The 9,028-nt window shown below is 34.8% G+C and carries 6 protein-coding genes; 1 reads left to right on the plus strand and 5 read right to left on the minus strand.

Features of this window, described 5'->3' with window-relative positions; genetic code table 11:
* Window positions 1–3 precede the first annotated feature (3 nt).
* The 4 genes from NHF50_RS04440 to NHF50_RS04455 all read right to left on the minus strand — a co-directional run bounded on the left by NHF50_RS04440 (window position 4) and on the right by NHF50_RS04455 (window position 7,838).
* Window positions 4–2,919, minus strand: a complete 2,916-nt coding sequence (locus tag NHF50_RS04440) for a gliding motility-associated C-terminal domain-containing protein (RefSeq protein ID WP_252775181.1) — start codon at window positions 2,917–2,919, stop codon at window positions 4–6.
* Between the two features lie 65 nt (window positions 2,920–2,984).
* Window positions 2,985–4,334, minus strand: coding sequence for a peptide-N-glycosidase F-related protein (locus NHF50_RS04445; RefSeq protein WP_252775182.1), 1,350 nt, complete (start codon window positions 4,332–4,334; stop codon window positions 2,985–2,987).
* Window positions 4,335–4,396: 62 nt separating this feature from the next.
* The gene (locus tag NHF50_RS04450) at window positions 4,397–6,235 is read right to left on the minus strand and encodes a T9SS type A sorting domain-containing protein (RefSeq protein ID WP_252775183.1); all 1,839 of its coding nucleotides are present in this window, start codon (window positions 6,233–6,235) and stop codon (window positions 4,397–4,399) included.
* A gap of 184 nt (window positions 6,236–6,419) precedes the next feature.
* Window positions 6,420–7,838, minus strand: coding sequence for a LuxR C-terminal-related transcriptional regulator (locus NHF50_RS04455; protein WP_252775184.1), 1,419 nt, complete (start codon window positions 7,836–7,838; stop codon window positions 6,420–6,422).
* 357 nt (window positions 7,839–8,195) lie between these two features.
* Between NHF50_RS04455 and NHF50_RS04460 the strand changes: the two genes are divergently transcribed.
* Window positions 8,196–8,609: a nitroreductase family protein gene (locus NHF50_RS04460; protein ID WP_252775185.1), complete on the plus strand. Its 414-nt coding sequence runs from the start codon at window positions 8,196–8,198 to the stop codon at window positions 8,607–8,609.
* 78 nt (window positions 8,610–8,687) lie between these two features.
* Here the strand turns inward: NHF50_RS04460 and NHF50_RS04465 are convergent.
* On the minus strand, window positions 8,688–9,028 hold a 341-nt coding region (locus NHF50_RS04465; protein ID WP_252775186.1), incomplete at its 5' end, for a hypothetical protein.

Consider the following 9,028-nt stretch of genomic DNA (forward strand, 5'->3'; position numbering starts at 1 on the left):
AGATTAGTATGCTTTATTAACATAAACCCAACCCGTAAATTTATTTCCGTCACTTGTCATTATGTAATAATAATATGTAGCATCGGGCAAATATTCTCCTTTATCAGATTGTCCTTTCCATTGATCTGTATACTGTCCGTTAAATTCATATACAACCTTCCCGTATCTGTTAAAAATAGAAAGCTTTTCTACGTTCAAGCCTGTTAAATCAAATGAATCGTTTAAACCGTCATTATTCGGAGAAACACCTCTGGGAATACTACAAAAAACAGAGTTAACCAAAAACTGATCCTGGTACTGGCATCCGTTATCATTTATATCGATAAAAAATGTAATTCCTCCTTCAGGTATTGAATATCCGGGATTTTGAGCTAAGTAATCAGTTACATTAAAACTATTTTGCTCAGATACTGTTATATTATCACTATCCGTCCATGAGTACAAAGCTTGATCTGTAAAATCTCCCTCTACAAGAAGCCAATAGCTAACTCCTTCACACCCTCCTGTAATCGTATAGGTTGCAGGTTCATTTACCGTAACAACTATTGGTGTTCTTGGCCCTTCACAAGTAGAAGCTCCCGATGATTGGCTTACATAATAAGTTGTCACCCCCGGTAAAGAAGTATCCGGTATCGGAGCGCTATTTAAAGCTGTTCCACCATCTGAAACATCATACCAATTTAAAACATATCCTGCTAAAGCTGTTGCTTGCAGCGGAACTGCTGTTTGTCCAAGGCAATATGTAACATCTTCGGCTTCCGGAGCCGGAACAGTATTCCCTGAGAAATTTATTTCCAATGTACTGGAACAATACAACGTTGTCCAATCGTATCGATAAATTCCCGGTGCAGCAAAACCAGTAATCAACGGAGTATTCGAATTTACATCATCAATAGTCGTCGAAGACGGATTATCAGAATGAGCCACCCAAGTACCAACTCCGGCAGCAAGAATCAACGAAGCTGAATCCTGATCACAATCTAATGTCATCGGATTATCTGACAAGATTCCATTATTAGCTGTAAAAGTAACAGCATCTAAAAAATTCCCTACAGTAATTCCCCCTGCTGCACTTATTGCCTCAAAGATAAAACGTGTTTGGGTTTGTCCGTTAGGAACAGTATAAGTTCCTGTATAATATTGCCAATCACTATTTCCGGTAGTCGCTGTAAAAATTAAAGTATAAGGACCACCCGGAGGTCCGGCATATAAGCCGCAACTATCCGTCCCCAAACGTCCTCTATGAGCAAAACCGAAATTAAATACTGTAGAAACAGGGGTATCAAAATCCTGATACACTCCTGAAGCTTCATTTGCATTCAATTCTATGAATTGATCTCCCGAATAGGCTGTTACCCCTTGAAAATTATTCCACATTTCGATTACTTCATCAGAAGCTGTGGTTCGCCATCCTTGTATTTGATTATGATTATACCAGCCCGTTCCTCCTGAGGGAAATGAAGGGGTTTCAAAATCACTATTGATCGTATCAATTAAACATTCTAAACTATTATTACTTCCTGAAATATCAGGTGTACTGACACAAATATCAAAAGTAGTTGTATGAGTTGTATTGGTATCATTAATTGAAGCTCTTATATAATAAGTTTCTCCTATAGTAAGCCCTGTAGCTGTTATGTAATTCACTGAACTACAAAAAACCTGTGTTAAAGAATTACAATCGTTCCCTTCATAAACCGTTAATACAATCGGTAAAGGAGCCCCAGCAAAATTTGACAATGAAATTATATGTGTATTAGCAGTTGCCGTAAAATCAAACCAAATATCTCCTGTATTGATAGCACCACAATAATTAGGTTCAGGTGATACCGTTGCACCTAAAAAAGCTCCCGGTGCCACTTGTGCACAATCAGAACCGGAATTAACCGGAATAGTTGTTGGCGAAGAACAAGTATCGTTGGCTACAGGAGTATAATAATTAAACGGACCTGACCAAATGCTATATTCTGTTCCTGAGCATACGGCTCTTACATAAACATCATATCCTGTATTAGGAAGGAGGAAATTAGCGTAATAACTCATCTGATTTACACTTACTCCAGACACTCCGCTTCCCGGTGCCGGAGCACCTTCTGCCTGAATTATGATTTCCCATTGCGTTTCACTTCCTAGAGAACTCCAGACAAAATCAGCTGATGTAGGGGTTCCGTTTATAGCACTTAATGATATGGGAGGAGGACAGTTTCCTAAAAGGCTTGCTGTTACAGCCAAAATGTTAGCCACTCCGCCTGAAGAAGTCTTAGTGAATTCGAGAGACTGGATTGATTTTCCGTAATTACTTCCGTCAATCGCAATATCAAGTTGGTAAAGTCTGGGATTATTTGCCGGATTTTGTACTGCAGCAGTATTTCTGTTAATACGTCCCATGTTCCACAGTACAGTAGGCAAAGCTGTTGAATTATACCAATCCGGGATAGAAAGCCCGGTAAATATCTGAGTGGTATTATCTGTAAATGTAATTACACCTGAAACAGTCGAAGAGCCATCTCCTGACGTCACCAGAACAGCGACACTCAAAGCTGCCTCCGGATTAGAGAATACTAATGTACCACTTTGATTTTGTGTCCCTAAACGCAATGAATTGTTGGCTGAAAGTGAATTTAACTGAAAAGTTAAATTTGCATCATTCATACTTGTAATCAATCCATTGGAAGAAATAGCATTAGGGTAAGTAGTCCCTCCTGCCGTTTGTTGATAATCATTTGAAAGCAATGCCCAATTAGAAGCATCTATACCCGCAGTACTTGAGCTTAGTGGTGTCCCTACACCATTAGCCACTACATCTGCATTAAACCCGGATGAAACAGACAATGGTTGGTATTGTTGAGCAACTACTTTTGATTGAATAATCAAAAGTAAAAGCAGAAACAGACAATGAAATATTATTTTTTTTCTCATTATGATTTAGAGTATTTTGGGGATTAACTTAATCAGATCAAGAATATTTTAACCTTATACTAAACTTATTGTTTTATTATCTTACGATTGACTTTTGTTCCGTTTACAAACTCTAACTTAAGAAAGTAAACGCCTGATTCTAATCCGGACATATCTACTCTATTTGAAGTTATCTTACAATCTTCTCTTTCCCCTAAAACATTAAATACACTTACATTTTTAATGTTCTCTGAGGAATCTATTAGAACAAAGTCACTGACCGGATTCGGGTATATTTTAAATGCTGTTCCGTTAACATCTTCCAATCCTGCTGTATTCAGGTAATTTCCTTGTAGGTACAAAGACAACGGAAAATTTCCTTGTTGGGATGCAAATTGAGCATCCGGTACAGATATTACGAAAGTATGTGTTCCGGCTGTCAGATCTCCTAAATTTATTTCCCGGATCGGAATTGAATTCCCCGGACACCAGTTATTCCAAGATACCCACCAGAAAAAAGACTGGGGAGATGAACCGTAAATTCCGTTAGCCTGTGTGTTATATACTCTGTAAGGCTCACAAGAAATACCCCCAGGCTGATATGATAAAACCTGATTTCCGTCGAAAGACACGTAATGCCATCTTCGTACATATTCTTCTCCACCTGAATTTGCTCCGTGATTTGAAGTAATCAGATATAATTTTGCATTCTCTATATTGTCAATCAAATTAAAAGTGATTGTTTTAGTTGTTGTGCCTATCTGATCTGTTGCACCTGCCTGATAATTATTGAAGTTTGCTTTCATTGACAACGGCAAAAGAAAAGATTGAGGAGGGTTTTGAGTAAAAACTCCTGTAGAAACAAACTCTAAAGTCCCGAAAAACACATCATTTCTTCCGGCACAACCTGTTATTTGAGTATTTGCAGCATAAGGAACACCAAATAGCTCCAATTCAACCCAAATATCATACATTGCATTGATCGCGCTATCTTTAAATATCTTATCAAGGTTATCGACCGTATAAGTATATGGCACTTCAGTAGGGCTTACATTCTTATCCATAAATGGAGTAATATAGCGACCTACTTCTATTCGTTGCACACTATCAGGGTCATACGTGGATTGACCCTTAGGCACAAAAGCTAAATTTACATTTCCGATCCTGTCGTAATTGTCACACGCTGCTTTAATTGTTATATTCATTGTTATTTGGTCTCCGAAAGAGGCCAAGACTGTTTCCGGTAATTTTCTGGCATACAGATCATTTCTATGTCTTATCACACCTTGGGGAACCGGATCACTAACAACGGTTGCATATCCGTCATAAAATAAGATTTCATTAAAAACAGTATACGAAAAATTTTGAGACCTTAAACTGTTAAAAGAGATATTGACTAATACAATGAATAGTATATATTTATATTTGATTTTCATTAATTCTATTTTTTAGGTTTTATGGTTTTTGGGGCAAAAAGATCCAGACGTAATCCTTTGAATTATTTTTTAATTATTTTCTGCACTGAAGTTTTTCCTTCTTTTGTTTTAAGCCTAATCATATAAATTCCTTCCTCTAAATCAGAAATATTTATTTGATTTTTATTTTTTGAATTCAAAACAGCTTGTCCTATTGCATTAAATATCTCAACAGATTCCAATTCCGAAACTGCATCTATTGTGATTATTCCCGATGAAGGATTCGGATATATTTTTATCGTAGAATCCAAACTACCAAAATCAGAAGTACTTAAAGTTGATTCTGTAGTTGTCACTGCTAAAACGGATAATCGTATCTCATTTGCCCAAGGCGCTGTAGAATCCCCATCAAAAGTAAAGGTTACTCCTGTTATTGTTTTAGTTTGATTAACTACATCTAATGCAATTACATCTTCATACAATCTTGGATTTGTACTGCTTCCCTCCAATGCATTGTTTGCCATATTCACTCTCCCAATTCCCTGAATGGCATAAGCCGTACCGTCGTACCAATCTTTTGCCTGTAAATTTGCAGTTTGTGAAGTTCCGTCAGAAAAACTAACAACTGCTGTATATGGCAAATTAGATGATCCTCCACCAGCTGCTGCTGATAAAATATACACATTTCCCACATTTGAGGCTGTAAATGATAAGGTTCCTGAATTTTGACTATTTGCAGAACCCGTAACATAAGAAGGAGTCAAAAACAAAGCATTCGGTCCTGAATAATCTGCTAATTGAAAGCTTACTCCTGATGTATTGGCGCTGCTTATTATCCCATCCGAAGGTAAACCGTAAGTAGGAAAGCTGCTACCTGCTGTAGCCTGAAAATCCATAGACACTAAAGCTCTGGTATTTACTTCATCCAATCCGATATCTGCAGAAGAGGAGGCATCCCCGATACCATTAGCAATAATATCATAATTGAAGCCTGTTACTTGTGAAGCTGTTTCACAGATACTAACACCTAATATGGCTGTTGTATGAGCATCATTAGCCGTTACTTCTTTATCGAAAGCTATAGAAACTATATTCTTATTGTAATTCGTTTGATCCAGTGTTAATTCATTGTAAAAAAGGTTAGCCTGAGTAAGTCCTCTGAATTCATTTTTCGGAGCCCAACCTGTAGTAGCTGTGTTTCGGGATACTTCTCCTGTTCCCAACATTACAGTATTAGCCGGCGGGTTACTATCATACCACCAAGCCGTAGCCTGAAATACGAAAACCTGACTTGAACCGTCAGAAAAATTCACAGTTGCTGTTACATTATGGTTATCAGCAGATGAAGAGCTTCCCTCTCCTCTGACTGCTGCTATATAAATCTTTTCCGCTTTTTTAGGCGAAGCTAATGTTAGATTTCCCTGATTAGTTACATTGTTTCTCAAAACCAATGCATTATTTGAACTAAAATCTGCTAATTGGAAAGAAAGCCCTGATATAGCAGTATTGGACAGTATCCCGTTTGTAGGGAAACCACCGCCATAAGCCGTTGCACTTGCTCCTGAAGAATGAGGGTTCAAGGGTACAAAATCTTGTGAATAAAAAGTGTAGAATGCATCAACTGTATGAGTTGTTTTATCGAATGTATCCCCCCCTGTGCCTTCAGCAATGACATCTGCATTAAATCCGGATAATGTTAAAGCGGTAAAAGTACACACAGCTGTACTGGTCTGATTAGCTGTTTCTTTTTTCTTAATAGGTTTAACCGGTCTATTGCTTTTTAAACCCGTAAAGTTAATTTCTTTTGAATTGTTACTGATGTGAAAAAGCGCTGTCTTTTTATAAACCATTCCATTGGAATTTATGGCAAATAAAAGACAGACTAATGTTAATTTTTTGATTAATTGGTAAAGTTTTCTCATAAGTATTACAGTTTAGCGTTGTTATTCCATAAGATATTCAACGCAAACTAATGTTAAAAATTTAACATTTTTTTATTTTGCAATACTCAAAAGGTGCTTTTATAACAAAAAAATGCTACTCATTTGCTACTCTTTACCTCTTTTTGATGTTTTTTTTAACTGAAAAGGCTTGTTTTTTCAAAAATTAAACAAAAGAAAACCAATTATAAAGATCTGTTGTCTGAGGAATGTTTAGTTTTTTCCGGATACGGTATTTTTTGTTTTGAACAGTTCGTATTTCAATAAATTTCAGTTCTGCAATTTTCTTTGTAGAAAGATTCAGTTTAAGTAAAGCACAGAACTCTATTTCTGATTTAGTCAGGCTCGGATCTATCTGCAAAAGTTTTTCTGAAAAGTTAGGATACAGTTTCTCAAAAGCAAACATGAAACCCGGATCGTCTTTTCGGATCATTTCAATGAGTTCTTCATAATCTGTCACAAAGATCTCTTTTGTTTTTTGCTTTTTTCTGAACAAATAAATCCATGCTCCAAAAACTAAAAGGATTAAAGCTCCTACGCTGTAAAAGAGCCATAAAGGGATTTTTTTCTCTTTTATATTTTCAGTTTCTTTATCTTTATCTAAAATTTTTTGAAGTGAATTGTATTTACTTTCTAAAGTTGACAAACGAATTTCTTTTAATTTCCCCTCAAAAAAAGCAGTTTGAGAAGAATCTCCCATTTTTTTATAAACCTCAGTTAAATTAAGATACAGTTCTTCCAAATTCAGAACTTCCCCATTAACCTTACTCAATTCATAGGACTTTAAAAAAAAATCCAGTGCCTCTTCCGTCTTTTTTTCTTCTTTACAGACTAATCCCAAAACAAAATAATTGGTCATCATAATGTTATCATCAGGAGCGCCTTTGGGCTTTAAGGCATTTGATTTTAAAGCATAATATTTTGCCTTTTCCGGATCAAACAAAATATACGTATTCGCTAAGTTTGAATAATTTATGTATTGGTATCTTTTAACGTCTTCCGGATCTGGGAGCTTGTCATAACTTTCTACAACTTCAAGTAATTTCTCTACCGCTTTTTCCGGTTGTCCTGTATAATTATAAACATTGGCAAAGCCATTTAAAGCATTCACTTTCGTAAAGAAAACCCGAATATCTTTATCATCTCCTTTTTCAAGAACTTTTAATGCTGTTTCTAATTCAGTAATTGATTGATCGTAAAGCTGGTTAATTGAATAGGTCTCTGCAAGATAAATATGAGCCATTCCTTGCATTTGTATATTATTATATTCTTCTGATCTTTTTTTTAATTGTTCAGCTGTTACTCCTAATTTTTCAACATCTCTTTTAGCATAGAAGTACCGACACTTACGATCCAATATTCTTAATTCTAAAACTGAATCTTTAAGTTTAATGGATTGCTGAAGCAGATCATCAATTTCCTTATTGGCTTCATCTAAGTTTTGTTTAAAAAGCGCTCCGTTGGCAATGACTTTTTGCTCTAACTCTTTTCTTGCATCCGATTGTTGCGAAAAAAGACTTGCACTAAAAAAGAATAGTACAATATAACAAAAGAAGACCTTAACACACTTTTTATTGACAATCATTTTATCTTACGCAATTCACTCTTTCAACATAACTTTAACGCTCCAAACCGGAAAAAATAGGCTTAGTCTTTCTATTAATTTTAACTAAAATTTAAAAAAATAAGCACTCAACTATCTCCAGTCTAAAAATAAACGCACCGAATATACGCAAAAAGCACATATTCGACAATTTAAAAACCAGTTTTAACCTAGCAACATATTAGTGAATTACATCAAAAAAATAAAAAACTTATCATAATAAAAGGCATTTTACACTACTCCAATTCTTTAACAAAGGAGTTTAGTTATAAAACAGTTTCTATATTTTTCTTTTGCACCTTTATTAAAATTTCTATTCCCTTAAAAATTGTAAAGATTATGAATTTTCTAGAATGTATGAAATTGCGTTATACGACTAAAGAGTATGATTCAGGGGTAAAACTTGACACTGAAAAAATACATGAAATTGAAGAAATTTTACATTTAAGTCCTCCTTCCCTTAACAGTCAACCTTGGAAATTTACCATTGTTTCTGATCAAAAAATAAAAGTAGCGCTGGTTCCTTCTTCTTTTCACAACAAAGAGAAGGTTGAAGATTGTAGTCATTTGATTGTTTTCAGTATGCTTGATAATATTGAATTATTTGAAAAGCAAATGACAGAGAGTTTACCAATTATTGTACCTAAAAAAGGGATCTTTTTATCTGGCTCCTTTTTTTATCAAATTCCTCTTTTAACAATTGTATTTGCTCTTCTTTTTCTTCTAAAGAAAGGTTTTCATCCTTTTCTATAGCAACTTGTTTAGCAATAAATTCCTTTTGTAGAGCCTCTTTATAATCCTGCTCCCCATCTTTATGCAATTGAAGATTTTTCATATTTTACTTTTTTCAAATTTAAAAAAATCAACCTTAACAACCTCATCCTTAACATCAAACCCATTTTCTTCCAGACTTTTTAAAAGACTTTCTTTAGTTTCAAAATTGAGTTCTAAATCATAGCGCTTTATATTATCTTGGTTATCAATAAAAAAATAGCTGTCTTGCTCGTGATTTATCATATAAACAATTTCATTTAGTGAAATACCAAAATACATAATGGATTTATCCAACTTAGTAACCGAGATTTCTTTATCTAACGATAAATTTAATTTCTTTCTATCATTCAAAACTATTTTTTTACCTAAAACTGTTGTTTTCAGAGTTGTTTTTTTTT

The organism is Flavobacterium sp. NRK F10 (genome assembly GCF_024054235.1).
GTDB lineage: Bacteria > Bacteroidota > Bacteroidia > Flavobacteriales > Flavobacteriaceae > Flavobacterium > Flavobacterium sediminis.

Coding starts and splice junctions, on each gene's coding strand:
- NHF50_RS04440 (WP_252775181.1), bottom strand. CDS start 2,919: ATGAGAAAAAAAATAATATTTCATTGTCTGTTTCTGCTTTTACTTTTG.
- NHF50_RS04445 (WP_252775182.1), bottom strand. CDS start 4,334: ATGAAAATCAAATATAAATATATACTATTCATTGTATTAGTCAATATC.
- NHF50_RS04450 (WP_252775183.1), bottom strand. CDS start 6,235: ATGAGAAAACTTTACCAATTAATCAAAAAATTAACATTAGTCTGTCTT.
- NHF50_RS04455 (WP_252775184.1), bottom strand. CDS start 7,838: ATGATTGTCAATAAAAAGTGTGTTAAGGTCTTCTTTTGTTATATTGTA.
- NHF50_RS04460 (WP_252775185.1), top strand. CDS start 8,196: ATGAATTTTCTAGAATGTATGAAATTGCGTTATACGACTAAAGAGTAT.